Consider the following 24919-nt stretch of genomic DNA (forward strand, 5'->3'; position numbering starts at 1 on the left):
TCATCCTCCTTCCGCCGCGCGGACCACCGCGCGGGCGAGGGCGTCGTCCTGGCCGGGCGGGACGGCGCGCAGGTCGAGCAGGCAGCGGCCGTCCTCGACGCGTCCCATCACGGCGGGCGTGCCGTGCCGCAGCAGCGCGGCGTACGGCTCGGGCAGCGAGACGGCCGCGCTCGGCAGGACGACGCCGGGCGCGCCGCCGCCGCCCACCGCGGCGTCGCTGTCGGCGGGCGCCGCGTCGACGCCCGCCTCGCGCAGCCGGTCGGCGAGCCGCCGCGCGCGCTCGCGCAGCGACGCGACGTCGGCGTGCAACGCCTCGTCGGTCGGGGTGCGGGGGCCGCGGACGGTGGCTTCGAGCGCGGCGAGCGTCAGCTTGTCGACGCGCAGCGCGCGCGCCAGCGGATGCCGGGACAGCCGCCGCACGTACTCCTCCTTGCCCAGGACGAGCCCGCATTGCGGGCCGCCGAGCAGCTTGTCGCCGCTGGCGGTGACCAGGTCGCCGCCCGCCTTCAGCCAGGTGGCCGCGTCGGGCTCGTCCGGCAGCAGCGGTTCGGGTTCGAGCAGGCCGGAGCCGATGTCGGCGACGACCGGAACGCCGAGCCCGGCCAGCTCCGCGACGTCCGCCGAACGGGTGAAGCCGGTGACGCGGAAGTTGGACGGATGCACCTTGAGGATGAAGCCGGTCTCGGGACCGACGGCCGCCGCGTAGTCGTCCGGCGAGGTGCGGTTCGTGGTGCCGACCTCGCGGAGCCGGGCGCCGGTCGCGGCGAGCAGCTCCGGGATACGGAACCCGTCGCCGATCTCCACCATCTCGCCGCGGCTGATCACGATCTCCCGGCCGCCGCCCGCGAGCGCCGTCGCGGCAAGCACCAGCGCGGCGGCGCCGTTGTTCACCACGTGCGCCGCCTCGGCCGCCGGGACGGCGTCGAGCAGCGCGGCCAGCGCGGACCGTCCGCGCCGCGCCCGCGCGCCGGTCGTCAGGTCGAGCTCGACGTCGGTCGCGCCGGACGCCACGAGCATCGCCTCGCGCGCGGCGTCCGACAGCGGGGCGCGTCCAAGGTTGGTGTGCAGCAGCACGCCGGTCGCGTTGATCACGGGCCGCAGCCCGGCGGCGGTGACCGGCAGCGCGCCGGCCGCCGCGTCCGCGACCGCGCCCGCCGGGATCTCGCCGGCCCGCGCGCGGCGCTGCGCCGTGACGACCGCCGCCTTCACCACGCCGCGTCCGAGCCGCGCCGCCGCCTCCGCGAGCCGCGGGTCGGCGAGCACCGCGTCCGTGCGGGGGATGCGCCGCCGCCCGTCCTCCTCGCCCGGCGGCGCCGGAACCGGCGCGGGTCCACGATCCATGCGGCGACCTCCGTTGCGGGCGGCGCCGCGAGATCCGGTGCGGCGCACGAGACCAGCAGGGGTTACCCCTCAGCGTCGCACGCCAAACGGGCCCGTGCCGCGACCCCGGCCCTGGCCCGCCGGGGTTGCGCCGGACCGTCCCGGCTTGTTATGCATGACTCATGCATGACCGACTCGCGAACCTGCTCGGCGCCGCCTCGCTGGCGGTCACCGACCTCGCGCTGGCCGGGGCGACCCGCGCCGCCGGGGTGAGCGCCAGCGGCGCCGGGGCGCTGGTCGTGCTCGCGCACGCGCCCGGGCTCGGCGTCACCGAGCTGGGACGCCGCGTCGGGCTGACGCAGTCCGCCGCCGCCCGCATGCTGGACGGCCTGGAGGCCTCGGGACTCGCCCGGCGCGAGCGCGGGACGGGACGCGGCGTCCAGGTGCGGCTGACCCCGGCCGGCGAGAAGGCGGTCGGCGCCATGCTCACCGCGCGCGGCGCGCCGCTCGCCGCCGCCCTCGACGGGCTGGACGCCGACGAGCGCGACCTGCTGGCCGGCCTCCTCGGCAAGCTCCTGACCCGCCTGTACGCCGAGATCGGCGACGCGGACGTCATGTGCCGCCTGTGCGACCGCGCATGCTGCACCGACGGCGCCGTCTGCCCCGTGGGCCAGGCGGAACGCGACGCCCTCGGCGGCGGGGAGACGGCCCCGGCGGCCCCGTGACGGGCGCGCTGCTCGCCCTCGGGTCGGCGCTCTGCTACGGGATCGCCGACGTCGCGGGCGGGCTGCTGTCGCGGCGCGCGGATTTCCGCACGGTCGCCTTTCTCGGGCAGGCGGGCGGGCTGGCCTGCGCGGTCACCTTTTCGCTTTTCGTTCCCGTGCGGGAATTGGCGTGGCAGGACCTCGCGTGGGGCGCGCCGTCCGGAGTGGGGACCGGAATCGCCATGGTGTTCCTCTACCGGGGCATCAGCGAAGGGACGATGAGCGTGGTCGTCCCCGTCAGCGCCGTCGGCGGTGTCGCGCTTCCCGTCCTCGCGGGCGTCGTGTTCCTGGGCGACCGCCCCTCCCTCATGGCCTGGGCGGGAATCGCGGTGGTGCTGCCCGCATTGTGGCTGGTCTCCCGGTCGCGGTCGGACGAGCGGGAACGGGTCAGGTCGGCGGTCGTCAACGGGCTCGTCGCGAGCGCCGGGATCGGCGTGCAGTACCTGGCGCTCGCCCAGGCCGGCGACGACGCGGGCCTGTGGCCGGTCGCGGTCGGGCGCGTGGCGGCCCTCGCGACGATCGCGCCGATGCTCGCGGGGCCGCGCACGCCGCGGTTCCTGCGGTTCGCCGACGCGCGGACGCCGTCGCTGGCGCTCGCGACGGGCGCCGTCGCGGCGACGGCGCTCGCGCTCTACCTGCTCGCCACGCAGCGGCAGCTCGTGGTGATCGCGGTGGTCCTGTCGTCGCTGTACCCGGTGGTCCCGGTGCTGTGGGGCGTCACCGCGCTGCGCGAACGGCTGTCGGCCGGGCAGGTGGCCGGGCTGGTCGCCGCCGCCGCGGCGGTGCTGCTCCTCACGCTGCCGCAGTGACGGCCGGCAGGAAAGTTGACAAAGCACGAGGGTGTTTCTTGTGCTCTCCTGCCCGAAAGCCATTGGTCTTCGTATTTCGCTGCGCGAAATCAATCCGTCCCGTACCAAACGCCGGTCCGGCTTGTCACTCCTGTGAGTGTCGCAGGGGGCGCGGGCTATCTAGCCTGGCGGCCCGGGTGTCCGCTCACGGAGGTGACACTTTGACGGAACTGTACGAAGGGCCGGCCGAGACCGACGACCTGTCCTCCCAGCCCTGGCGCGACGTCCCGCGCGAGGAGGCCCGGTGGATGCGGCCCCACCTGCCGGAACTGGTCGACACCATGGTCGAGGGGGTGCTGCGCAACGTCCCCGAGTACGCCCGGCCGGACGACCCCGTCTACACCGACGTGATCCGGAGCGCGGTGGCGCAGGGCATGGGGCACTTCGTGCAGATGATCGCCGATCCGGACACCCCCTGGCAGGAGGTCCACCAGGTCTTCTTCGACATCGGCTACGGCGAGGCCGTCGAGGGGCGCAGCCTGGAGCACCTGCAGAACGCGCTGCGCGTCGCGTCCCGGACGGCCTGGCGGTACCTGTCGCGGGAGGCCGAGCGGCTGAAGAAGCCCCGCGAGCTGGCGATCGCGCTGACCGAGGTGAACTTCGCCTACCTGGACCTGCTCGCCTCCGCCGCCGCGCAGGGCTACGCGCGGGCGCGGGAGAAGGCGGCCGGGGAGCGCGAGCAGCGCCGCGGCCGGCTGCTCAGCCTGCTGTTATCGCACCCGCCGGCGCCCCGCGACATCGTCGTGGAGCAGGCGGGGCTGGCGGGCTGGCCGCTGCCGGAGCGGATCGCCGTGATCGTGCTGGACCCGCGGCCCGGCAGCGGCGGCGAGGGCCCCGCGGGCCTGCCGCCGTTCCTGCTGAGCGGCGTCGACCGGGGCCGCCCGTGCCTGGTGATGCCCGACCCCGACCGGCCCGGCGGCGCCGACCGGCTCACCGCCACCGTCTCCGGCTGGACGGGCGCGATCGGCCCGTCGGTGCCGCTGGAGGAGGCCGGGGTGTCCCTGCACTGGGCGCACCGGACGCTCGACCTGATGGCCGCCGGACGGCTCGGCGGCGCCGCGAACCCCGCCGGCGCGCAGGACCTGCCCGCCGGCGCGGCCCCCGGACGCGACCGGCCCGGCGGCCCGAAGCGGCGCACCGGCGCCCCGGCCGCCGGACGGCTCGTCCGCGCGGACCGGCACCTGCCCGAGCTGCTGCTCCAGGAGGGCTGGTCGCTCGCGGAGGCGACGGCGCGGCGCCGGCTCGCGCCGCTCGCCGAGCTCGGCCCGCACCGCGGCGGGCGCCTCGCGATGACCCTGCTCGAATGCCTCAAGCACGGCTTCAACGCGACCGACGCCGCCGAGGCGCTGTGCGTGCACCCGCAGACCGTCCGGTACCGGCTCGCGCAGCTGCACGACCTGTTCGACTACGACATCGAGGACCCGGCGCTGCGGCTGGAGCTGATGCTGCTGCTCCCCGTCTGGCTGCGCGACGCCACCGACGGGGAGCACTGACCGCGCGCACCCCGGTACGCCCCGCCCGGTGCTACTCCTCCCGGGCGGGGACGGTCACGTACGGCAGCGTCCGGTCGAGGTAGGCCTGCCGGCACGCCGACCGGGCGATCTTGCCGCTGCTGGTGCGCGGGATGCCGCCCGGCTCGATCAGCACGAAGTCGTGCACGCGCAGGTCGTGCTGCTGCTTCACGGCGGTCCGCACGGCCTGCGCGACCTCGTCGACGTCCAGCAGCGCGATCGGCACCCGCCGGTTCCGCTCGGCGACCACGACCAGGCCCTCGGTGTCGCCGACGTCCACCGACACGGCCGCGGTGTACTCGCGGCGGATGCCCTTGTGCGCGTTGGACACGGTGAACTCGATGTCCTGCGGGTAGTGGTTGCGGCCGTCGACGATGACCAGGTCCTTGATCCGGCCGGTGACGAACAGCTCGCCGCCGTGCCGGACGCCGAGGTCGCCGGTGCGCAGCCACGGCCCGCGCGGCAGGCCGCCGGTGTCCCCGGCCAGCTCCGCCTCGAACGTCTCCTTCGTCGCCTCCGGACGGCCCCAGTAGCCGGCCGCGACGTTCGGGCCGTGTACCCAGATCTCGCCGACCGACCCGTCCGCCTTCCGCACGCCCGTCCCGGCGTCCACGATGATCGTGTGCTGGCCGAAGGACGTGCCGCACGCGATCAGCTGGATCGCGCCGGGCGCGTCCGCGGCGCAGGGCTCGGCGGTGCCGCGGCGCAGCGCCTCGTGGTCGAACGCGGCGCGGGTCGGCTCGCGGAACCGCGACGACGCCGACACGTACACGGTCGCCTCGGCGAGCCCGTACGCGCACACCTGCGCCTCGGGCTTCAGCCCGCAGTCCTTGAACGCCTCGTAGAACCCGGTGAGGGTGCTCTCCCGGATCGGCTCGGCGCCGTTCATGAACACCTGCACGCCGCTGAGGTCGAGCTTCGCCTTCTCCTCCGCGGTGACCTGCGCGGTCAGGTACTCGTAGGCGAAGTTCGGGCCGCCGGTGAACGCGTGCTTCTGCTGGCTGAGCAGCTCCAGCCACCGGACGGGCCGCATGACGAACGCGACCGGGTCCATGATCACGCCGGGGTTGCCGTAGACGAGCGGCAGCGCGACGGTCGTGACGAGGCCCATGTCGTGGAACACCGGCAGCCAGTTCACCCCGGACGACTCGCGCGGGATCCCCTCGAACGTCCGCCACAGCTGCTCGGCGTTGGTGGCGAAGTTCCCGTGCGTGATGATCACCCCTGCCGGGGTGCGGGTCGACCCGGACGTGTACTGCAGGTAGGCGACGTCGTCGGGGTCGATCGGCTCGGGCGTCCAGTCGAGCGAGGCGTCCACCTCGTCCGCGACGATGATCTCGGCGGGCGCGCGGACGCCGTCGCCGGCGAGGAACGTGCGGACGGCGGGCAGCGACGCGCTCGTGGTGATGACGACGTCGGGCTCGGCGTCCTGGTAGACGGCGAGCAGCCGGTCGCCGTGCCCCGGCAGGTCCGGGGAGAACAGCGGGACGCCGATGACGCGGGCGTACATCGCGCCGAGGAACCCGGTGACGTAGTGCAGGTCCTGCGGGGCGAGCAGCGCGACGCGCCGCCCCGGCGAGGTGGCGCGGCGGATCGCGGCGGCGGTCGCGCGGGCGCGCCGGTCGAGCTCGCCCCAGGTGACGTCGGTGGCGACGCCGTCCGGGTCGGTCATGTAGTCCATGAACGTGTAGGCCCGGTCGTCGGGGAAGTCCTTGGCGAACCGGGCGAGCCGCTCGATCAGCGGGGTGCGGTCGAGCGCGGGGAGGTCGGTCATGCTCACGAAGCTCCTGGTACGGGAGGGACGAGTCAGGAGGAGACGGCGGCGCCCGCGGGCTCGCCGGCGGGCTCGGTCTCGGCGGCGGGGCCGCCGCGGCGGACGCGGCGGGTCTCGAGGCGCTCGTGGTCGGGCCAGCGGACGTCCCAGACCCAGCCGAGCCGCTCGAAGATCCAGATGACGCGGGCGCTGATGTCGATCTGGCCCTTCAGCACCCCGTGCCGCGCGCAGGTCGGGTCGGCGTGGTGCAGGTTGTGCCAGGACTCGCCGAACGACGGGATGGCGAGCCACCACACGTTGCGGGCCTTGTCGCGGGTCCTGAAGTCCTCGTTGCCGAACACGTGGCAGATCGAGTTGATCGAGAACGTGACGTGCTCGCCGACGAACACCCGCATCAGGCCCGCCCAGAACAGCGCGGTGACGGCGCCGTGCCAGGACCAGGTGAGCAGCGCGCCGAGCCCCATCGGGACCAGGAACGTCGACAGCACGATCACCGCGTAGACGGGGTCGAGGGACAGGAACCGGATGTCCTTGTCCTTCAGCAGGTCGGGCGCGTACTTGCTGCGGGACGTGCGGTCCTTGCTGAACAGCCAGCCCACGTGCGCGTGGAACAGCCCCTTGGTGAGGCCCCACACGCCCGGCCCGTACGCCCACGGGGAGTGCGGGTCGCCCTCCTGGTCGGAGTACTTGTGGTGGCGGCGGTGGTCGGCGACCCACCGGACGACCGACCCCTGCATCGCCTGCCCGCCGAGGATCGCGAGCGCGATCCGCAGCCACCGTCTGGCCTTGAAACCGCCGTGCGTGAAGTGCCGGTGGTAGCCGACCGTGATGCCGAGGGCGTTGAACGGGTAGAGGAAGGCGAAGATCGCGATGTCCGTCCAGCCGATCCCCCAGCCCCACAGGAAGGGGACGGCGGCCAGCAGCCCGATGATCGGCGCGACCACGAACACCACGACCGCCACGCGCTCGGGCAGCGGCACGGTGCCGGAGATGTCCGGCTGCGGAGTTCTGCTGCCGGCGTCGGCGACACCCGCTGTCATTTACGGACTCCTTCGATACGTGAGTGCGGAGGCCCCGCCCTCCGGTCCCGGGCGGCCGGTCGTCCCGGCCGCCCGGTCCCCGCGGGCGGGGCGCCGGTTCAGCAGTTGCTCTGGGCGGGCTTGCCGGCGAACCGGTCGCCGAGGAAGTTCGTCACGTCCCCGGCGGCGCCCCAGTCGGTGGACAGGTGCTCGGTCGGGTAGGTGTTCTTCCAGGTCGTGTTGATGCCGGCCTTGCAGTAGGCCGCGTGGGTGCCGTCCTCGGTCTCGTGAGGGATGATCTCCTCCAGCCAGCCGCGGTACTGGAACACCGGGAAGCCGATCTTGTACGTGGCGTTCGAGGACGCGGTGCCGATGTCGACGCCGAGCTTCTGCCGGTCGACGATGTCGCCCCAGGTGGTGCCGTCCGGGCCCTTGAGGGCGTAGATCTGGTCGAGGGACAGGCCCTGCTTGGAGAAGTTCTCGACCTTCGCGCCGAGGAACACCGCGAGCGTCCCGTACAGGCAGTTCGCCTTCACGTCCTTGATCGCCTGGGCGCCCTTGTCGTTCATCAGGTCGTCGAACGGCATCTCCGGGTAGGCGGCGTGCAGGCCGACGAGCGCGTCGGCGAGGAACCCGGCGAACAGGCTGCCGTTCAGCTGCTTGGCGGTCAGCTTCAGGTCGCCGGGCACGCCGCCCGCCGCCGCGCCGACCACGTTCAGCTCCGGCGCGTACGACGCGGCGAGCTGCGCGCCCCACAGCGCGGCGGCGCCGCCCTCGGAGTAGCCGGAGATGCCGACCTTGCCGTCCGCCTTCAGCGTCCCGCCGGGGATCTGCCGGGACGTGCGGACGATGTCGAGCAGCGCGTGCCCCGCGTTCGCGCCGATCATGTAGGTGTGCACCTGGCCGTCGAGGTAGCCGACGCCGTCGGTGGCGGCGACCGCGTACCCGGCCTTGAGCATCAGCTGCAGGTTGCCGCCCTCGTACATGTCGACGTACTGGCCGGCGAGCTGCTTGGAGAACGCGCACTGCAGGCCGGAGCCGAGGGTGCCGGGGTTGAAGGCGACCGTGGGCCGCGAGCCGCCGCCCTTCCACTCGGCGTCCGGCACCGCGACGGTCCCGGACACGGCGATCTTCTGCCCCTTGGCGTCGGTCGAGACGTACCGGACCTTCCAGGCGTGCATCGGCACGTCGCCGGGGATGTTGGTGAGCTGCGCCGGACGGCAGGCGAGCAGGTCGCCCGGGCTCCCGGTCACCGCGCCGGAGGGCGCCGCGTAGATCTGCGCGTCCGTGGCGTCGCAACCCGGCGGCGCGGCCTCGGCCTGCGGCGCGGTGAGCACCGCGGGCACGGCCAGGGCGGCGCCGAGTGCCGCGGTGGTGAGCAGGGTCCGAAGTCGCATTCCTCGCTCCAGGGGTGGGTCCGGAAAGTGAACGCTGATGACTGTCCCCCAGGGGCGGCGCGGCGCGGAATGAAGCTGCGTCACAGGGTCGGGCGCCCTTATTAGCAACCAAGTCAAAAACGGCGGGTTAGGGTGAACGCCAGTTGACGTCCGGGTACGGGGTAAGAGCGCCTATGCCAGAACGAAGTACCGAGCCTCCGGAGGCCGGGCTCGCGGAGGCCGAAGAGGTCACGACGGCGGTGATGGCGGCGTCCCGGCTGCTGATGGCGGTCTCCGCGCGGGCGCTGGCGTCCATCGACGACTCGCTGACGCTGCCGCAGCTGCGCACGCTGATGGTGCTGGCCGGCCACGGGCCGGTGAAGATGGCGCTGCTGGCGGCGGCGCTCGGCGTCAACCCGTCCAACGCGATGCGGATGGTGGAGCGGCTGGAGGCGGTCGGGCTGGTCGACCGGCGGACCAATCCCGACAACCGGCGCGAGGTGCTGCTCAGCCTCACCGACCGCGGCCGCGACCTGGTGCGCCGGGTGGCGGCGCGGCGCGGCGCGGAGGTCGGCGCGCTGGTGGCGCGGCTCGGCGCGCAGGAGCGGGCGGCGCTGGTGTCGGCGCTGCGCTCGCTGACCGCGGTGGCGGGCGACCTGGCGGTGGACCCGTTCGAGGAGGTCCGCCGGGTCGGCGGGCTGGTCGACGACCCGCTCGGGCTGTCCGGCCCGGGGGTGCGGCGGGCGCGGGCCCGCTGACCGGCACGCCTTACCGAACGGCCCGCTTCACCGGGCGGGCATCGGCGGCGGGATGCGCGGCCGGGTGCCGGTACGGGACGGCCCGCGAGCGGTAGACGACGTACGGCCGGGCCAGGTACCAGACCGGCGCGGTCAGGGCGTGGACGAGCCGGCTGAACGGCCACAGCAGGAACAGCGCCATGCCGAGCAGCGCGTGCAGCTGGTAGACGAAGGGCGCGTGCGCCATCGCGGCGACGTCCGGGTCGAGGTCGAACAGGCTGCGGAACCAGACGGAGACGCCGAGCCGGTAGTCGTAGGGGTTGGCGAGGCTGGACGCGGTGGCGGCGAGCCCGCCGAGCATGGCGGCGGCGAGCAGCGGGTAGACGGCGCGGTCGGTGCGGTTCGTCGCGCGGCGCACCGCCGGGACGCGCAGCCGCCGGTACAGCAGGATCGCCAGGCCCGCGACGGCGGCGAGCCCGGCGCTCCCGCCCATGATCAGCGCGACGTCGTGGTAGGAGTTCTCGCTCACGTCGAGGCGGTCGGTGACCATCTCGGGGACGAGGAGCCCGGTGACGTGCCCGCCGACGACGAGCAGCAGCGCGTAGTGGAACAGCGGCCCGCCGACGCGCAGCAGCCGCGACTCGTGGATCTGGCTGGACCGGGTGGTGAACCCGAACCGGTCGTAGCGGTACCGCCAGGCCGAGCCGGCGACCATGACGACGAGGACGATGTAGGGCAGCGCGCCCCACAGGGCGATGTCGAGATGGGTCACCGGATGCCTCCTCCGGGTCGGCTGGACTGGGTGAACGGTTCGAGCCCGACGCGCTCCGCAGGCGGGCCGCCGAGCGCCAGGTCGCGGACGGCGGCGCGGTCGGCGGCGGTCGGGCCGGGGCCGGGGAGGGCCTCGCGGACGGCGAGCACCACGTCGGTGTACGGGCTGCCGTAGGCGTCGAGGGCGTGCCGGAGCAGTTCGAGGCCGGGCCGGTGCTCGCGGAGCAGCCGTTCACCGGGGTCGGGACAGCGGGCGGCGAACTCCAGCAGCACGGGCAGGAAGTCGGGCAGCCGCCCGCCGCCGGGCTCCCAGCCGTGCTCGTGCAGGACGCCCTTGAGGCGGGCGAGGGAGCCGCCGCGGCGGCGGGTGTCGCCGTCGGTGTAGTAGGTGAGATCCAGGGTGCGGCGGCGGGTGCGGTCGAACGTCGCGACGTAGCGGGCGGCCAGGTCGAGGGGCGCGACGCCGTCGACGTTCCCGCAGAAGCGCAGCAGCGCCTCGGCGCATCCGGCGGGTAACTCGTGCAGCACCGCCGGCTCGCGGAGGACCGTGCGGACGGCGTCGACCCGTCGCGGCCACGTCTCGGGGTCGGGGTAGGTGAGCAGCAGCGACGCCGCCTGGTAGACCGGCGTCCCGCGGAACGACGCGCCCTTCACAGGCCGTTCTCCCCGGAGCGGCGCGGGAACAGCCCGCGCGGGCGGCCCCGCCCGTTCCAATTGAGCAGGTTGACGCGCCCCCTCAGCTCATCACGGCCGCTCGGGTCGGCGGGGCTGCTGAACTCGGCTGCCGGGACCGGCTCCCGCTGCGGCGGGACGTGGAACCCCTCCACATCTGCGGGATACATGCCAGGGCCGCCGTCGCCGTCCAGGCTGCATCCGGTGCCCGCGGCGTCGTCGGGGACCGTCCCGTTGTAGGTGGTCGGGATGACGTACCGCTCCTCGTACTTGGCGAGGGCGAGCAGCCGGTACATGTCCTCGATCGTCCGCTCGTCGAGGCCGACGGCGCGCGCGATGGCCGGGTCGCGCTCCTCGCCGAGGTTGACGCGGCGCATGTGCGCGCGCATCGCCGCGAGGCGGCACAGCGCCGCCTCCACCGGGCCGGTGTCGCCCGCGGTGAACAGGTGCGCGAGGTACTCCAGCGGGATGCGCAGCGCGTCGATCGCGCCGAACAGGTTCGCCGGGTCCTCGCCGTCGTGGCCGCCCGCGGTGACGGCGTCGACGACCGGTGACAGCGGCGGCACGTACCAGACCATCGGCAGCGTCCGGTACTCCGGATGCAGCGGCAGCGCCACCCGGTACCGGCCGATCAGCGCGTGGACGGGCGAGCGGCGCGCGGCGGTGACCCAGTCGTGCGGGATGCCGGACTCCTCGGCGGCGCGCGCCACGTCCGGATCGCCGGGGTCGAGGAAGCAGCCGAGCTGCGCCTCGTACAGGTCGCGCTCGTCGGGCACCTTCGCGGCCTCGCCGACGCGGTCGGCGTCGTAGAGCATGACGCCGAGGTAGCGCAGCCGCCCCACGCACGTCTCCGAGCAGACGGTCGGCGCGCCGGCCTCCACCCGCGGGTAGCAGAACGTGCACTTCTCGGCCTTGCCGGTCTGGTGGTTGAAGTACACCTTCTTGTACGGGCAGCCGGACACGCACATCCGCCAGCCGCGGCACCGGTCCTGGTCGACCAGCACGATGCCGTCCTCGATCCGCTTGTACAGCGCGCCGGACGGGCACACCGCGACGCACGACGGGTTCAGGCAGTGCTCGCAGATGCGCGGCAGGTAGAACATGAACGCCTGCTCGTACTCCAGCCGCACCCGGTCGCTCATCTTCCGCAGGACGGGGTCGGCGGCGAGGGCGTCGGGGCCGCCGCCGAGGTCGTCGTCCCAGTTCGGCCCCCACGTGACCTCGGTGGGGCGGCCGTCCACCAGCGAGCGCGGGCGGGCCGTCGGCACGTCGTCGCCGAGCGGCGCCGACGTGAGGTTCTCGTAGTCGTACGTCCAGGGCTGGTAGTAGTCGTCGAGCGACGGCAGCTCCGGGTTGGCGAACAGCCGGGCGAGGCGCCGGGCCCGGCCTCCCGCGCGCGGCACGAGCCGGCCGTGCTTGAGCTTCCAGCCGCCCTTCCACCTGTCCTGGTCCTCGTGGCCGCGCGGGTAGCCCTGCCCGGGCCGCGTCTCGACGTTGTTGAACCAGGCGTACTCGGTGCCCTCCCGGTTCGTCCACGTCTGCTTGCAGGTGACCGAGCAGGTGTGGCAGCCGATGCACTTGTCGAGGTTCATCACCATGGCCACCTGGGCCATCACGCGCATGTCAGTACTCCACGTTCTGCGAGCGGCGCCGGATGACGGTGACGGCGTCGCGCTGGTTGCCGGTGGGTCCGTAGTAGTTGGGCGAGAAGGAGAGCTGGCCGTACCCGCCGATGAGGTGGCTCGGCTTGATCAGCAGGCGGGTGAGGGCGTTGTGGACGCCGCCGCGCCGGCCGGTGGCCTCCGACTTCGGGACGTTCACCAGCCGTTCCTGGACGTGGTACATGAACACGGTCCCGGCGGGCATCCGGTGCGAGACGATCGCGCGCGCCACCACGACGCCGTTGGGGTTGACCGCCTCGATCCAGTCGTTGTCGGCGGCGCCGATCGCCGCGGCGTCCGCGACGCTCAACCAGATGACCGGGCCGCCGCGCGCGAGCGTCTGCATCAGCAGGTTCTCCTGGTACTCCGAGTGGATCGACCACTTGGAGTGCGGCGTGACGTACCGGACGGTGACGGAGCGGCCGTCTCCCCCGGGCGCGGGGACGCCGCAGACGGCGGCGGCGTCGAGCGGCGGCCGGTAGACGGGGAGCTGCTCGCCGAGTTCGGCGATCCAGTCGTGGTCGAGGTAGAAGTGCTGGCGTCCGGTGAGGGTGTGCCAGGGCTTGCGGTGCTCGGTGTTGACGGTGAACGGCGAGTAGCGGCGGTCGGGCGCCTCCTTGCCCGACCACTCGTAGCTGGCGCCGACCTGAACAGGACGCTGCTGGGTGTCGCTGAACACGACGCGGCGTTCGGCGACCGACTCGGCCAGCGCGTCCAGCCCGCCGCCGTCGCCGCAGCGCCGCGCGAGCCGCTCGAACCCCTCGGCGCCGAGCCGTCCGTTGGTGGTGCCGGACAGCGCGAGGATCGCCTCGCACAGCTTCACGTCCGTGTCGAGCAGAGGGCGGCCGGACGTCGCGTCATGCGCGGACGTCCCGCAGCGCGCCGCCAGCCAGCGCGCCTCCGGCTTCGGGTGGACGGTCACGCCCTTGACCGTCATGCCCAGCTCCTCGGCGAGCGGCCCGAACGTCGCGAGCTTCGCGGCGATCGCGGTGTAGTCGCGTTCCACGAGCGCGAACTCCGGCAGGTTGAAGCCGGGGACGGGGTCGTGGCCGGCGCGCCAGTCGGGGACGTGCCCGCCGGGCTGCGCGGTCTCGCCGGGCGTGTCGTGGTGCAGCGCCGTGGCGACGAGGTCGTACGCCGTGCCGAGGCGTCCGGCGGCCAGCTCGCCGAGCCGCGCCGCGAGCCCGTGGAAGATCTCGAAGTCGGTGCGGGCCTGCCAGGGCGGGCTGATCGCCGGGGAGAACGCGTGCACGAAGGGGTGCATGTCCGTGCTGGACAGGTCGTGCTTCTCGTACCAGGTCGCGGCGGGCAGGACGAGGTCGGCCATCAGCGTGGTCGAGGTCATCCGGAAGTCCAGCGCGAGCAGCAGGTCGAGCTTGCCGCGCGGCGCCCCGTCCCGCCAGGCGACCTCCAGCGGCCGGTGCCCGGGCGGCGCCTCCTCGGCCGACGCGTTGTCGCCGGTGCCGAGCAGGTGCCGCAGGAAGAACTCGTTGCCCTTCGCCGACGAGCCGATCAGGTTGGCGCGCCACACGGTGAGGACGCGCGGCCAGTTCGCGGGGTCGTCGGGGTCCTCGCAGGCGAAGCCGAGCCGGCCCGCCTCGATCTCCTCCGCCGCCCACTCCCCCGCCGGGCGGCCGTCCTCGCGGGCGCGCCGTCCGAGGTCGAGCGGGTTCTGGGAGAACGTCGGGTAGGACGGCATCCAGCCGAGGCGCGCCGACCGCGCGACGAGGTCGGCGGTGTGCAGGCCGTCGAACAGGCCGCGCCCCGTCGGCGAGGCGAGCGCGTCCGCGCGGTACCGCTCGTACCGCCACTGGCCGGTGTGCAGGTACCAGTAGGGGGTGCCCGCCATCTGCCGGGACGGCCGCACCCAGTCCGCGGCCGTCGACAGCTGCTGCCAGCCGGTGAGCGGGCGCACCTTCTCCTGGCCGACGTAGTGCGCCCAGCCGCCGCCGTTGACGCCCTGGCATCCCGTCAGCAGCAGCAGCGACAGGAACGACCGGTACACGGTGTCGGAGTGGAACCAGTGGTTGGTGCCGGCGCCCATGAGGATCATGCAGCGGCCCTCGGTCCGCTCCGCCGTGTCCGCGAACTCCCGCGCCACCCGGACCGCCGCGCCCGCCGGGACGGACGTGATCGTCTCCTGCCAGGCGGGCGTGCAGGGCTGCGACGCGTCGTCGTAGCCGCGGGGCCAGTCGCCCGGGAGCCCGTCGCGGCGGACGCCGTACTGCGCCAGCATCAGGTCGAAGACCGTCGTCACGCGGCGTCCCGCGACCGTCCGGACCGGGACCGCGCGCCGCATGGTGCCGCTGCCGGCGTCGAAGCGGGGCAGCAGGACCTCGGCGGTCTCCGCGTCCGGTCCGTGCAGCGTGAGCAGCGGATCGATGTCACCGAGGTCCAGGTTCCAGCGGCCCTCGCCGCGCTCCGACCAGCGGTCGCCGAGCGTGCCGTTCGGCGCGACCGCCTCGCCCGCCGCCCCGTCCATGACCACCGGCCGCCACGCCGCCGCCTCGCCGCCGTCGCCCAGGTCGGCCGCCGTGACGAACTTGCCGGGCACGCACGTCCCGTCTGCGCGCTCGTCCATCTCCACCAGGAACGGCAGGTCGGTGAAGCGGCGCGCGTAGCCGGTGAAGTACGGCACCTCCCGGCGGACGAAGAACTCGGTGAGGATCACGTGGCCCATCGCCATCGCGAGCGCGCCGTCCGTGCCGGGATGCGGGTGCAGCCACTCGTCGGCGAACTTCGTCGCGTCGGCGTAGTCGGGCGAGACCACGACGACCTTCTGGCCCCGGTAGCGGACCTCCGCCATCCAGTGCGCGTCCGGCGTCCGGGTGACCGGGACGTTCGAGCCCCACAGCACCAGGTACGCCGCGTCCCACCAGTCGCCGGACTCCGGAACGTCGGTCTGGTCGCCGAACACCTGCGGCGACGCGATCGGCAGGTCGGCGTACCAGTCGTAGAACGACACCATCGGCGCGCCGATCAGCGACATGAACCGCGCGCCGACCGCGTGCGAGGCCATCGACATCGCCGGGATCGGCGAGAACCCGGCGACGCGGTCCGGGCCGTACTCGGCGATGGTGTGGACGTGCGCCGCGGCGGCGATCTCCAGCGCCTCGTCCCAGCCGACGCGCACCAGCCCGCCCCGGCCGCGCGCCGCCTGGTAGCGGGCGCGCCGCTCGGGGTCGCCGGTGACCTGCGCCCACGCCGCGACCGGGTCGCCGCCGGCCCGCGCCTTCGCCTCCCGGTACATCTCCAGCAGGACGCCGCGCGCCATCGGGTAGCGGATCCGCGTCGGCGAGTAGGTGTACCAGGAGAACGACGCCCCGCGCGGGCAGCCCCGCGGCTCGTACTCGGGACGGTCCGGGCCGACGGACGGGTAGTCGGTCTGCTGCGTCTCCCAGGTGATGATCCCGTCCTTGACGTAGACCTGCCAGGAGCACGAGCCGGTGCAGTTGACGCCGTGCGTGGACCGGACGACCTTGTCGTGCGCCCACCGCTCCCGGTACGGCGCGTCGTTGACCTTCTGGTCGGCGCGGTAGACCGCGCGCAGGTCCGGCGTCGTCGGCGTCCGCCGCAGCAGGCCGCCGGCCCGCAGCAGCCGCTCGGCGGCGGCCGCGGCCGCCCGCTCCCCTCGCTCGACCGCTCCCCGACGCCCCACGTCCCGCGCTCCTTCCGCACGTCCGACGGCGCACCGCGGCGGGCCGCGGACGGCTGGACGCGGGCGGGATGGAGCACGGTCCGGTCGCCCGCGAACACGGCGGGTCACCGATTGCGTCCGGAACGTTACTCTGCATCATTGCGGTGAGCAATGGTTTCTACTAGGCAAGTAGTAGATCAATGGGACCGGCGGCTTCACCAGGCCGGCGCGCAGGGGGTCAGAGCGACGGTCAAGTCTACGCCCGGCCCTCCCTTTCACCGGCGCGCCTTGGGCCATTCCAATTGCGACAATCCATTGCAAATTGGTGGAGTCTTCATTAACGGTTCGCCGGTACGGGGCGGCCGGGCCGTACCGTCCCGCGCATGCGCCGAACAGCAGCAGCACTCACGACCGCCCTGGCCGCCGGCATCACCGCGGCCGCGGCGGCCACGGCGGCCGGCGGCCCGGCCGCCGCGGCGGAGCCGGAGACCTGCGCCACTCCCGCCACCCACCAGATCGCCGAGGTCCAGGGCACCGGGGCCACCTCCCCGCTGCGCGGGCAGACCGTCCGCGTCGAGGGCGTCGTCACCGGCGACTTCCAGCGCGCCGACCAGCTCAAGGGGTTCTTCGTCCAGGACCCGACCCCCGACGACGACCCGCGCACCTCCGACGGGCTCTTCGTCTACTCCACGCAGGAGGTGCGGCCGGGCGACCGCGTCCTCGTCACCGGCAAGGCCACCGAGTACAACGGCCTCACCGAACTGTCGCCGGTCACCACCGTGAACGTGTGCGGCGACGGCGAGGTCGCGCCCGACAACGTGCGGCTGCCCCTGGAGGACGGCGCGGACCTCGAGCGGTACGAGGGCGAGCTGCTGCGCTTCCCGCAGAAGCTCACCGCCACCGAGACCTACCAGCTCGGCCGCTACGGCGAGATCACCGTCTCCGCCGGCGGCCGCCTCTTCCAGCCCACCGACGGGCACGGCGGCACCCAAGCGGAGAACGACGCGCGGCAGCTCCTCGTGGACGACGGGTCGAACGTGCAGGACCCGGCGACGATCCCGTACACCGACAAGCGCGTCCTGCGGATCGGCGACACCACGGCCGGGCTCACCGGCGTGCTCACCTACCAGTTCGGCGCCTACGCGCTCCAGCCCACCAAGACGGCGCACTTCGCCAACGACAACCCGCAGCCGAAGAAGCCGCAGCCGGTCGGCGGCGACGTCCGCGTGGCGAGCTTCAACACCCTCAACTGGTTCACGACGCTCAACGAGCGCGGCGCGAACACCGCCGACGAGCGCGAACGGCAGCTGACCAAGCTCGTCGCCGCCCTCAAGGGCCTGGACCCGGACGTCGCCGGGCTCATGGAGGTCGAGAACAACGGCGACAGCGGCGCGCTGAAGACGCTGGTCGACCGGCTCAACGACGCCGTCGGCGCCGGGACGTACTCCTGGATCGAGAACCCGAACCCGGGCACCGACGCGATCCACGTCGCGATCATCTACAAGCCCGCGAAGCTCACGCCGGTCGGCGCGGCGCACTCGTCCGACCAGGCCGTGTTCGAGCGGCCGCCGCTGGCGCAGGAGTTCCAGCCGGTGAACGGCGGCACGAGGTTCACCCTGATCGTCAACCACCTCAAGTCGAAGGGCTGCACCGGCGCGACCGGCGCCGACACCGACCAGGGCGACGGGCAGGGCTGCTTCAACGCCCACCGCGTCGTCCAGGCGAAGGCGGTCGCCGCGCTCGCCGCCCAGGAGGAGAACCCGCTGGTCATCGGCGACCTCAACAGCTACACCGCCGAGGACCCGATCAAGGTGCTCACCGGCGCCGGCCTCGCCGGGCAGACCGAGCGGTTCGTCCGGCCGGAACAGCGCTACTCCTACGTCTTCGACGGCATGTCCGGCGAGCTCGACCACGCGCTCGCCGGCGCCGCGCTGGCGAAGCGGGTGACGGGCGCGACGATCTGGCACGTCAACAGCGACGAGCCGACGTTCCTCGACTACAACACCGAGTACAACCAGCCGCGCTTCTACCACCCGGACGCGTTCCGCTCGTCCGACCACGACCCGGTCCTGCTCGGCCTGCGCCTGCACTGACCCCGCAGCCTGCACTGATCCCGCAGGGTCCCGTAGGGCCCGGACGTCCGGAAATCGGGCGTCCGGGCCCCTTGCGCCGCCGCTCACGGAGCGTATGATCCGGATCACACTTCTAGTGATCGGTGCGCGCATGAACGAAGCAGCTCCCCGCCTGGCGTTCGGCATCGGGTCCGACGGGACCTACACGCGGGCCGGCCAGACCCTCGCGTTCGTCCTGGGCCTGCTCACCACGTTCGCGTTCCTGCCGCTCGTCGTGGTCGGCGCCGTGCTGTACACCAAGGCCGAGGGGGTCTTCCCCTCGGACGCCGACCGGGCGCGCCGGCTGGTGAACTGGTCGTGGATCAGCATCACCGTGCCCGTCGTCCTCGCGGTCGCCGCCGGGGCGGCGGTGGCGGCGCTGACCGGCTGACCCGGGAAGAGGGCGGGGGCCCGGCGGGTTCACACTCTTTATGAGCATCCCCTTCTCCGTCCTCGACCTGGCGCCCGTGGTGAGCGGCGCCACGTCCGGCGACGCCCTGCGCAACACCCTCGACCTGGCCCGGCGTACCGAGGGGCTCGGCTTCCACCGGTACTGGCTGGCCGAGCACCACACGATGCCGGGCATCGCGAGCTCGGCGACCTCGGTGTTGATCGGGCAGGTCGCCGCGGCGACGTCGCGGATGCGGGTCGGGTCGGGCGGGGTGATGCTCCCGAACCACGCGCCGATGGTGGTCGCCGAGCAGTTCGGGACGCTGGAGGCGCTGTTCCCCGGGCGGATCGACCTCGGCCTCGGCCGGGCGCCCGGCACCGACCAGGCGACCGCGCGGGCGCTGCGCCGCTCCCCCGACGCGCTGTCGGTCGACGACTTCCCCGAGCAGGTCGTCGAGCTGCGGGGCTACTTCGCCGAGGACAGCACGGTGACGCCGGCGGCGGGCAACGAGCCGCCGGTGTGGCTGCTCGGGTCCAGCGGGTACAGCGCGCGGCTGGCCGGGCTGCTCGGGCTGCCGTTCGCGTTCGCGCACCACTTCAGCGCCGAGAACACGGTGCCGGCGCTGGCGCTGTACCGCGACTCGTTCCGTCCGGGGATGCTCGACGAGCCGTACTCGATGATCGGCGTGTCGGTGACGGCGGCGGAGTCCGACGAGCGGGCCCGCGAGCTCGCCGCGCCGCAGGCGCTGGCGTTCCTGCGGCTGCGGCAGGGGCGGCCGGGGAAGATGCCGACGCCGGAGGAGACCGCCGCGCACCCGTACACGCCGCTGGAGCGGCAGATGATCGACTCGCGGCTCGCCGACCAGGTCATGGGCGGCCCGGAGACCGTCCGGCGGCAGATGGACGCGCTGGTCGAGCGGACCGGCGTGAACGAGGTGATGGTGACCACGCAGGTGTTCGACCACGCCGACCGGATCCGCTCCTACGAGATCCTCGCGGAGCTGTACGACCTGAAGACCGTCGAGCCGCCCGCCGCCGGCGGGCTCTGACCGCGAACCAGCGGGCTCTGACCTCCACCTAGCGAGCTCTGACCTCGAAGGCGAACGGGACGGTCCCGGGGTCGGGCAGCGCGGTGCCGCCGTCCACCGACAGCACCGCGCCGTTGACGTAGGACGCCTCGGGGCCGAGCAGCCACAGCACCGCCGCCGCGGCCTCCTGCGGGGTGCCGGGGCGGCGCTGCGGGACGAGCCGGGTGACCTCCTCGTACGCCTCCTCGCGGCCGAGGCCGAGCGGCGCGCCGAACTCGCTCATCTCCGCGTCCGCCATCTCGGTGCGGATCCAGCCGGGGCACACCACGTTCGCGCGGACGCCGCGCGGCCCGTAGTCGGCGGCGATCGTCTGCGTGAGCATGGTCAGCGCGGCCTTGGACGTCGCGTACGCGGCGCTCTCCAGCGGGGCGCGCAGCGCCGCGACCGACGACACCGCGACGAGGGCGCCCTTCGCCTCGATGAGGTGCGGGAGGGCCGCCTTCGCCAGCAGGAACACCGACGTCAGGTTGGTGCGGAGCGTGAGGTCCCAGTCCTCGGGGGTGAGGTCGAGGACGGCGCCGGCGCGCATCACGCCGGCGTTGGCGACGAGGCCGTCGAGGCGTCCGTGCGCGGCGGCGACGCCGTCCACGAGGTCGGCGACGGCGTCCGGTTCGGACACGTCGCAGACGCGCGGTTCGGCGCCGGTCGCGGCGGCGACGCGCTCCAGCGCGTCCTTGCGCCGCCCGCAGATCACCGCGGTGTCGCCGCGCTCCGCCGCCGCCGCGGCGACCGCGGCCCCGATCCCGCTCCCTCCACCCGTGACGATCAATACACGTCCCATGCGCGTCCTTCCGTCGAGTTGTGGCGTGCCGCCCTTATGACGGTGCTCATAAGGACGGCACGCCACAAGGGAACGTGTTCAGGTGCCCAGGTAGGCGGCTTGGAGGAGTTCCGGGTTCTTGCGGAGGGGCGCCGCGGGGCCGGTATGGGTGAGGCGGCCGCCGGCCAGCACATGCGCCGTGTCGGCGATCTCCAGCGCCAGCGTGGCGAACTGCTCGACGAGCAGCACCGCGACGCCGCCGTCCGCCAGCGCGCGGACGGCCGGCAGCAGCCGCTTCACGATCACCGGGGCGAGGCCGAGCGACATCTCGTCGATCAGCAGCACCGACGGCGACATCGCGAGCGCCCGCGCCAGCACCACCATCTGCTGCTCCCCGCCCGACAGCAGCCCGGCCCGCACGTCCAGCCGCTTGCGCAGCTCCGGGAAGAGCTCCAGGGCGCGGTCGGCGGCCGGGCCGCGCCGCACGGCCCGCAGGTTCTCCGCGACGGTGAGCTGCGCGAACACCGTCCGGCCCTGCTCGACCAGCGCGATGCCGCGCCGCGCGCGCCGCACCCGGTCGAGGCCGGCGATGTCGTCGCCGTCCCCGGTGAGCCGTCCCGACGCGATCGGCAGCACCCCGGCAACGGCCTCCAGCAGCGTCGTCTTCCCGGCGCCGTTCGGGCCGAGCAGGACGGTGACCTCGCCCGCCGGGACGGTCAGGCCGACGTCCCGGACGATCGGCGCGCCGCCCCGCCCGACCGACACCGCGTCGAGCCTCAGCTCCTTCATGTGAGGGCCACCTCGTCTCCCAGGTAGGCGCGGGCCACGTCGGGCCGCGCGAGGACCTCGGCGGGCGGGCCGGACGCGATGACCTCGCCGAAGTCGAGGACGACGACCCGCGCGCAGGCCCGCCGGACCATGTCCAGGTCGTGCTCGATGAGCAGGACGGACGCGCCGTAGCGGGCCGGCACCTCCACGAGCCGGTCGGCGAGCGCGAGCGACTCGGCGTGCGCGAGGCCGGCGGCGGGCTCGTCCAGGACGACGAGCCTGGGGCGGGCGAGCAGCGCGGCAGCGACCTCCAGCAGCCGGCGGCTGCCGACGTCGAGGTCGGCTACGTGCGCGTCCTCCGGCGCGCAGCCGAGGAAGTCCCGGACGTCGCCGACCTCGGCCGGGGTGACCCGCCGGTGCGCGGCGAACCGCAGGTAGGCGCCGACGGTGAGGCCGGTCGGGACGCGGTCCTGCTGGAAGGTGCGGCGCAGCCCGGCGGCGGTGCGGCGGTGCACGGGCAGGCCGTCCAGCCGGCGTCCGGCGAGCGTGACGCTCCCGGTCGCGGAGGGGATGAAGCCGGACAGCGCGTCGGTGAGCGTTGACTTGCCCGCGCCGTTCGGCCCGATCAGCCCCATGACGGTGCCCTCGGGAACGACGAGATCGACGTCCTGCAGCGCGGCGATCTGCCCGTATCGGACGCTCAGCCCGCGCACCTCCAGGAGCGGTTCGGTGCCGAGCGGCGGTTCGCCGCCGGACGTCGCGGCGCGCGGCGGCGGGACGGGCGCGGGACGCCGGGCGCGCAGCCGCCGCGCGAGGCCCTCGCTGACGCTGCTGCCCTGCGACAGCGCCTGCACGGCGCCCGCGCCGAACAGGACGTTCGCCCAGTCCTGCGAGATCCCGGCGCGGCGGAACAGCTCCGGGACGAACGTCATCAGCACGCCGCCGAACAGCGCGCCGCCGACGTACTCGGCGCCCGCCATGACGGCGACGACGAACAGCGCGAGTGAGCCGATCGTCTGGAAGTTCTGCGCGGTGATCATGCCGACCTGGCCGGCGAGCAGCCCGCCCGCGACGCCCGCCGCGAACGCGCTGGCGGCGAACGCGGACAGCTTCGCGCGGGCGACGCTCGTGCCGGACGCGGCGGTGGCGCGCTCGGAGAACCGGACGGCGCGCCACGCGGCGCCGGTCCGGGTGCGTCCGAGCAGCTCGGCGCCGATGCCGGCGATCACGAACACCAGGCCGGCGTAGACGAAGTACTGCCGGTCGGTGGCGAGGAAGCCGGGCCGTCCGACCTGCTGGTAGGAGTCGACGCCGGGGAAGTTGACGGCGGACACCACGACGTCGGCCGCCGCCGCGAACCCGAGCGTGACGACGGCGAGGTGCACGCCGCGCAGCCGCAGCGCCGGGAGCCCGACGACGAGGCCGAACGGCATCGCGGCGAGCCCGCCCGCGACGACCCAGACGACGATCGAGCCGGGGACGCCCCACACGCTGAGCCGCGCGACCGTCCACGCGCCGACGGCGGCGAACGACAGCTGGCACAGCGAGTTCATGCCGGCGCGGCCGACGGCGCCGAGGCCGAGCAGCGCGACCGCCGACACCAGCGCCGACGTCGCGAGGAACAGCCAGTACTCGGGGACCACCACGGCCGCGACCGCGATGACGGCCAGCGCCGCGAGCGGCTGCCGGAGGAACTCAACGCGCCGCATCCCACACCTCCCGCCTCTGCGACCAGATCAAGATGGCGAGGATCGCCAGGAACGGCACCGCGTCGCGGTACTGGGCGAGCTCGCCGACGTGGGCGAGCGCGCCCTGCAGCGCGCCGAGCCCGAGGCCGCCGGCGACGGTGAGGCCGAGGCTGCGGAACCCGCCGACCAGGGCCGCCGTGCAGGCGGGGATCGCCATCAGCGCCAGCGACGTCTGGTCGCTGGTCTGCTGCGGCGCGACGACCAGCAGGACGGCGGCCGACAGCAGCCCGGTGACCGCCCACATGCCGACGCCGAGGCGGCGGCTCGGGATGGCGTGCAGCTCGGCGGTCGTCGGGCGTTCGGACAGGGCGCGCAGCCGCAGCCCGAGGACGGTCCGGGCCAGCACGAGCCACGCCGCGCCCGCCACCACGACCGAGCCGAGCACGCACACCGCGGACGCCTGCGTGATCGTGATGCCGTCGACGGTGAACAGCGAGCCGCCGAACTCGCCGGGCATGCGGCGCGGGTGCGTGCCGAACGCCAGGTAGGAGGCGGCGAGCAGGCCGACGAGGAACGCGATGGAGATCGCGGAGCGCTGGTCGGCGCCGGCCTCCCCGAACCATTTCCCCATCACCCAGCCGAGCGCGGCGGCGACGAGGACGGCGGCGAGCAGCCCCGCGAGCGCGGCGAGACCGTACGGCCAGCCGTGCTCGGAGGCGACCGCCATCGTGTAGACGCCGATGACGCCGATCGCGACCTGCGCGAAGTTCACCACTCTGACCAGCCGGAACATCAGCGTGAGGCAGAGCCCGAGCGCGGCGTAGGCGCCGCCGCCGGCGAGCCCGGCGATCGCTCCCTCAACCATTGGGCAACCTGATCCAGTCGGGGGTGAGCACCGTCCAGCCGTTGCCGTCGGGCCGGACGAACTTGCCCGCGAGGTTGGAGGCGTGCGCGTCGCCGGGGCCGAACGCGAACGGGGTGCCCGTCATGCCGGACGGCAGCGGGCGCAGGGTCCGCAGCGCGCGCAGCACGGACGCGCGGGTGATGTCGCCCTTGATCCCGCGCAGCACGGTGACGAGATGGGTCGCGGCGAGGTAGCCGCCCTGGGCGAACGAGGTGAGCGGCACATGGTGCCTGGTCATCGTGGCCCTCCAGTCCTGGTTGGCCGAGGAGCGGACGTCGGTGTACGGCTCGAACTCCGACAGCGCCACCACGTCCGCGCCGGACGGCCCGAACGCCCGCGCCGCCTGGTCGGTGTAGGTGGAGGTGAGGAAGAGCCATTTGACGCCGGTGACGTTCTGGGCGTGCGCCGCCTTCACCCAGCCGACGTCCATCGGCTCGGTGCCGTTGAAGAACACGCCCTGGCAGCCGGCCGCGCGGGCCCGCAGGATGTAGGGCGTGTAGTCGGTCGTCTGCGCGGACAGGCTGCGGTCCTCGATGAGCAGCCGCTTGCCGGTCAGCTTCGTCCAGCGGGTGACGCCGTCGTGGTAGGCGCGTCCGGTGCTGCCGATGATGGAGAAGAACCCGCAGAGCCGGTTCAGCCGCAGGTGCTCGGACGCGTAGTACAGCGTGAGGGTGGTGCCGAGGAACGGGCCGACGTTCGTCGGCGAGATCGTCGGGGACCGGAAGCAGCCCGGGTCGACGCCGGTGCCCTGGATGTCGGCGATCGCGTAGCGGTCGTAGAGCGGGCCGTCGACCTGGCAGTCGACCAGGCTCGCGCCGCCGGCGAGGGCGACGGCGTGCTTGTTCTGGATGACGTCGCGGGCGGCGAGCGCGGCGGTCGCCGGGTCGCCCTTGTCGTCGCCGGCGGTGTAGGCGATCTTCCGGCCGTTGATGCCGCCGGCGGCGTTGACGTCGTCGAAGACGGCGCGGGCGGCCTGCGACGCCTCGGGGAAGGTGACCTGGCCGCTGAGCGTCGACACCGATCCGACGTGGATCGGGCCGGTGCCGGCGTCGGCGCCGGTCGCGCAGCCGGCGGCCGCAGCGAGCAGCGCCGCCGCCGCGAGGATCGTGCCGATCCGCAT

The 24919-nt window shown here is 73.9% G+C and carries 20 protein-coding genes; 7 read left to right on the top strand and 13 right to left on the bottom strand.

Annotated features, from left to right (window positions below; translation table 11 throughout):
• A complete protein-coding gene (selA, locus tag AB0C78_RS35510; RefSeq protein WP_360756736.1) occupies window positions 1-1341 on the bottom strand; it encodes an L-seryl-tRNA(Sec) selenium transferase in 1341 nt (446 codons plus the stop codon).
• A 161-nt stretch (window positions 1342-1502) separates the two neighbouring features.
• Between selA and AB0C78_RS35515 the strand changes: the two genes are divergently transcribed.
• The 3 genes from AB0C78_RS35515 to AB0C78_RS35525 all read left to right on the top strand — a co-directional run bounded on the left by AB0C78_RS35515 (window position 1503) and on the right by AB0C78_RS35525 (window position 4425).
• The gene (locus AB0C78_RS35515; RefSeq protein WP_360756739.1) at window positions 1503-2045 is read left to right on the top strand and encodes a MarR family transcriptional regulator; all 543 of its coding nucleotides are present in this window, start codon (window positions 1503-1505) and stop codon (window positions 2043-2045) included.
• Window positions 2042-2893, top strand: a complete 852-nt coding sequence (locus tag AB0C78_RS35520; protein ID WP_360756741.1) for a DMT family transporter — start codon at window positions 2042-2044, stop codon at window positions 2891-2893. The genes AB0C78_RS35515 and AB0C78_RS35520 overlap by 4 nt, the downstream gene beginning before the upstream one ends.
• A 200-nt stretch (window positions 2894-3093) precedes the next feature.
• Entirely contained in the window at window positions 3094-4425 is a 1332-nt protein-coding gene (locus AB0C78_RS35525) for a helix-turn-helix domain-containing protein (protein ID WP_360756743.1), read from the top strand.
• A 31-nt stretch (window positions 4426-4456) separates the two neighbouring features.
• On the opposite strand, the gene AB0C78_RS35530 is transcribed toward AB0C78_RS35525, so the two are convergent.
• The 3 genes from AB0C78_RS35530 to AB0C78_RS35540 form a co-directional block, all read right to left on the bottom strand.
• The gene (locus tag AB0C78_RS35530; RefSeq protein WP_360756746.1) at window positions 4457-6217 is read right to left on the bottom strand and encodes a fatty acyl-AMP ligase; all 1761 of its coding nucleotides are present in this window, start codon (window positions 6215-6217) and stop codon (window positions 4457-4459) included.
• A 32-nt stretch (window positions 6218-6249) separates the two neighbouring features.
• Window positions 6250-7257 carry an acyl-CoA desaturase gene (locus AB0C78_RS35535; protein ID WP_360756748.1) on the bottom strand — a complete coding sequence of 336 codons (1008 nt, stop codon included), beginning with the start codon at window positions 7255-7257 and terminating at the stop codon, window positions 6250-6252.
• Between the two features lie 98 nt (window positions 7258-7355).
• Complete coding sequence (locus AB0C78_RS35540) at window positions 7356-8633, bottom strand: lipase family protein (protein WP_360756751.1); 1278 nt, start codon at window positions 8631-8633, stop codon at window positions 7356-7358.
• 173 nt (window positions 8634-8806) lie between these two features.
• Here AB0C78_RS35540 and AB0C78_RS35545 point away from each other — a divergent pair, with 173 nt between their 5' ends.
• The gene (locus tag AB0C78_RS35545) at window positions 8807-9370 is read left to right on the top strand and encodes a MarR family transcriptional regulator (protein ID WP_360756753.1); all 564 of its coding nucleotides are present in this window, start codon (window positions 8807-8809) and stop codon (window positions 9368-9370) included.
• A gap of 10 nt (window positions 9371-9380) precedes the next feature.
• Here the strand turns inward: AB0C78_RS35545 and narI are convergent, their stop codons facing one another.
• From narI to AB0C78_RS35565, 4 genes are read right to left on the bottom strand one after another with little or no spacing between them, the layout of a single operon-like run.
• The gene (gene narI / locus AB0C78_RS35550; RefSeq protein ID WP_360756755.1) at window positions 9381-10121 is read right to left on the bottom strand and encodes a respiratory nitrate reductase subunit gamma; all 741 of its coding nucleotides are present in this window, start codon (window positions 10119-10121) and stop codon (window positions 9381-9383) included.
• A complete protein-coding gene (gene narJ, locus AB0C78_RS35555) occupies window positions 10118-10774 on the bottom strand; it encodes a nitrate reductase molybdenum cofactor assembly chaperone (protein WP_360756758.1) in 657 nt (218 codons plus the stop codon). The genes narI and narJ overlap by 4 nt, the downstream gene beginning before the upstream one ends.
• Window positions 10771-12414 carry a nitrate reductase subunit beta gene (gene narH, locus AB0C78_RS35560; protein ID WP_360756760.1) on the bottom strand — a complete coding sequence of 548 codons (1644 nt, stop codon included), beginning with the start codon at window positions 12412-12414 and terminating at the stop codon, window positions 10771-10773. The genes narJ and narH overlap by 4 nt, the downstream gene beginning before the upstream one ends.
• A gap of 1 nt (window position 12415) precedes the next feature.
• Window positions 12416-16111, bottom strand: a complete 3696-nt coding sequence (locus AB0C78_RS35565; RefSeq protein ID WP_360756763.1) for a nitrate reductase subunit alpha — start codon at window positions 16109-16111, stop codon at window positions 12416-12418.
• 362 nt (window positions 16112-16473) lie between these two features.
• Between AB0C78_RS35565 and AB0C78_RS35570 the strand changes: the two genes are divergently transcribed.
• The 3 genes from AB0C78_RS35570 to AB0C78_RS35580 all read left to right on the top strand — a co-directional run bounded on the left by AB0C78_RS35570 (window position 16474) and on the right by AB0C78_RS35580 (window position 19640).
• A complete protein-coding gene (locus tag AB0C78_RS35570; protein WP_360756766.1) occupies window positions 16474-18183 on the top strand; it encodes an ExeM/NucH family extracellular endonuclease in 1710 nt (569 codons plus the stop codon).
• A gap of 130 nt (window positions 18184-18313) precedes the next feature.
• Window positions 18314-18592 (top strand): hypothetical protein, encoded by a 279-nt coding sequence (locus AB0C78_RS35575; protein ID WP_360756768.1) that lies wholly within the window; start codon window positions 18314-18316, stop codon window positions 18590-18592.
• Between the two features lie 40 nt (window positions 18593-18632).
• Window positions 18633-19640: an LLM class flavin-dependent oxidoreductase gene (locus tag AB0C78_RS35580; RefSeq protein WP_360756771.1), complete on the top strand. Its 1008-nt coding sequence runs from the start codon at window positions 18633-18635 to the stop codon at window positions 19638-19640.
• Window positions 19641-19668: 28 nt separating this feature from the next.
• On the opposite strand, the gene AB0C78_RS35585 is transcribed toward AB0C78_RS35580, so the two are convergent.
• The 5 genes from AB0C78_RS35585 to AB0C78_RS35605 form a co-directional block, all read right to left on the bottom strand.
• The gene (locus tag AB0C78_RS35585; RefSeq protein WP_360756773.1) at window positions 19669-20460 is read right to left on the bottom strand and encodes an SDR family oxidoreductase; all 792 of its coding nucleotides are present in this window, start codon (window positions 20458-20460) and stop codon (window positions 19669-19671) included.
• Window positions 20461-20538: 78 nt separating this feature from the next.
• Window positions 20539-21228: an ABC transporter ATP-binding protein gene (locus AB0C78_RS35590; RefSeq protein WP_360756776.1), complete on the bottom strand. Its 690-nt coding sequence runs from the start codon at window positions 21226-21228 to the stop codon at window positions 20539-20541.
• A complete protein-coding gene (locus AB0C78_RS35595) occupies window positions 21225-22916 on the bottom strand; it encodes an ATP-binding cassette domain-containing protein (RefSeq protein WP_360756779.1) in 1692 nt (563 codons plus the stop codon). The genes AB0C78_RS35590 and AB0C78_RS35595 overlap by 4 nt, the downstream gene beginning before the upstream one ends.
• The gene (locus tag AB0C78_RS35600; RefSeq protein WP_360756781.1) at window positions 22903-23760 is read right to left on the bottom strand and encodes a branched-chain amino acid ABC transporter permease; all 858 of its coding nucleotides are present in this window, start codon (window positions 23758-23760) and stop codon (window positions 22903-22905) included. The genes AB0C78_RS35595 and AB0C78_RS35600 overlap by 14 nt, the downstream gene beginning before the upstream one ends.
• Window positions 23753-24919 carry an ABC transporter substrate-binding protein gene (locus AB0C78_RS35605; protein ID WP_360756783.1) on the bottom strand — a complete coding sequence of 389 codons (1167 nt, stop codon included), beginning with the start codon at window positions 24917-24919 and terminating at the stop codon, window positions 23753-23755. Before AB0C78_RS35605 ends, AB0C78_RS35600 begins: the two co-directional genes overlap by 8 nt.

The organism is Actinomadura sp. NPDC048394, from assembly GCF_040651755.1.
Classification (GTDB): Bacteria; Actinomycetota; Actinomycetes; order Streptosporangiales; family Streptosporangiaceae; genus Spirillospora; species Spirillospora montaniterrae.

Excerpts from the sequence above, each read along its gene's own strand:
- selA (WP_360756736.1), bottom strand. The coding sequence starts at position 1,341 with ATGGATCGTGGACCCGCGCCGGTTCCGGCGCCGCCGGGCGAGGAGGAC.
- AB0C78_RS35515 (WP_360756739.1), top strand. The coding sequence starts at position 1,503 with ATGCATGACCGACTCGCGAACCTGCTCGGCGCCGCCTCGCTGGCGGTC.
- AB0C78_RS35530 (WP_360756746.1), bottom strand. The coding sequence starts at position 6,217 with ATGACCGACCTCCCCGCGCTCGACCGCACCCCGCTGATCGAGCGGCTC.
- AB0C78_RS35535 (WP_360756748.1), bottom strand. The coding sequence starts at position 7,257 with ATGACAGCGGGTGTCGCCGACGCCGGCAGCAGAACTCCGCAGCCGGAC.
- AB0C78_RS35540 (WP_360756751.1), bottom strand. The coding sequence starts at position 8,633 with ATGCGACTTCGGACCCTGCTCACCACCGCGGCACTCGGCGCCGCCCTG.
- AB0C78_RS35545 (WP_360756753.1), top strand. The coding sequence starts at position 8,807 with ATGCCAGAACGAAGTACCGAGCCTCCGGAGGCCGGGCTCGCGGAGGCC.
- narH (WP_360756760.1), bottom strand. The coding sequence starts at position 12,414 with ATGCGCGTGATGGCCCAGGTGGCCATGGTGATGAACCTCGACAAGTGC.
- AB0C78_RS35570 (WP_360756766.1), top strand. The coding sequence starts at position 16,474 with ATGCGCCGAACAGCAGCAGCACTCACGACCGCCCTGGCCGCCGGCATC.
- AB0C78_RS35575 (WP_360756768.1), top strand. The coding sequence starts at position 18,314 with ATGAACGAAGCAGCTCCCCGCCTGGCGTTCGGCATCGGGTCCGACGGG.
- AB0C78_RS35580 (WP_360756771.1), top strand. The coding sequence starts at position 18,633 with ATGAGCATCCCCTTCTCCGTCCTCGACCTGGCGCCCGTGGTGAGCGGC.
- AB0C78_RS35585 (WP_360756773.1), bottom strand. The coding sequence starts at position 20,460 with ATGGGACGTGTATTGATCGTCACGGGTGGAGGGAGCGGGATCGGGGCC.
- AB0C78_RS35590 (WP_360756776.1), bottom strand. The coding sequence starts at position 21,228 with ATGAAGGAGCTGAGGCTCGACGCGGTGTCGGTCGGGCGGGGCGGCGCG.
- AB0C78_RS35595 (WP_360756779.1), bottom strand. The coding sequence starts at position 22,916 with ATGCGGCGCGTTGAGTTCCTCCGGCAGCCGCTCGCGGCGCTGGCCGTC.
- AB0C78_RS35600 (WP_360756781.1), bottom strand. The coding sequence starts at position 23,760 with ATGGTTGAGGGAGCGATCGCCGGGCTCGCCGGCGGCGGCGCCTACGCC.
- AB0C78_RS35605 (WP_360756783.1), bottom strand. The coding sequence starts at position 24,919 with ATGCGGATCGGCACGATCCTCGCGGCGGCGGCGCTGCTCGCTGCGGCC.